Source organism: Pseudoalteromonas sp. Z1A6 (assembly GCF_011378745.1).
Taxonomy (GTDB): Bacteria; Pseudomonadota; Gammaproteobacteria; order Enterobacterales; family Alteromonadaceae; genus Pseudoalteromonas; species Pseudoalteromonas arctica.
In genome coordinates, this window is record NZ_WTKW01000685.1 from 1 (window position 1) to 649 (window position 649).

Consider the following 649-nt stretch of genomic DNA (forward strand, 5'->3'; position numbering starts at 1 on the left):
CTTCTAAAGCAGGTGAAACCGTTCCTTTACAAAGAAAAGCTTTTGAAAGAGGTTTTTCTTTTAAACACATGTCTTTTTATGAACAACTAGCGATATGGAGTTATATCTGGACGAACACCAAAGTGTATAGAGCTGAAATGTTTTGTTTGTATTTCTTGGAGGAGCATATTAAAAACAAAGATGAAATGCTGGCCGCTTGGCCAACGATTAAATTATGGCAAGACAAAATTAATCGATGGGAAACAAGCGATGGCATTTCAAAAATATATGCTCAATTAGTAGAATATGATGCAGCATTAATTTTGCCAACGTATAAAAAATGGAATACGTCTACAAACCCATGGCATAGAAGACAAAGCATAGTGGGTTTACTTTATTACAGCGCTCATAGAAAACACTATTTACCTTTTCAAGTACTTATAGATTTGGTAGCACCTTTAATTTCTGACCACGCTTATTATGTTGAAAAAGGAGTGGGTTGGACACTTAGAGAAATAGGAAATATATACCCTAAAGAGCAGGAAGAATTTCTATTTGAAAACGCAACTAAAATATGTGCTTATGGATATAGTGCAGGTACAGAAAAATGGGATAAAACAAAACGGGAAAAACTGAAGCAAATTAGAAAAGCAGCAAGAGTTTTAAATCG

The 649-nt window shown here is 34.2% G+C and carries 1 protein-coding gene; it reads left to right on the plus strand.

Features of this window, described 5'->3' with window-relative positions; all coding sequences use genetic code 11:
* A partial coding sequence (locus GQR46_RS20335; protein ID WP_165742339.1) for a DNA alkylation repair protein occupies positions 1–649 on the plus strand: 649 nt, incomplete at both ends.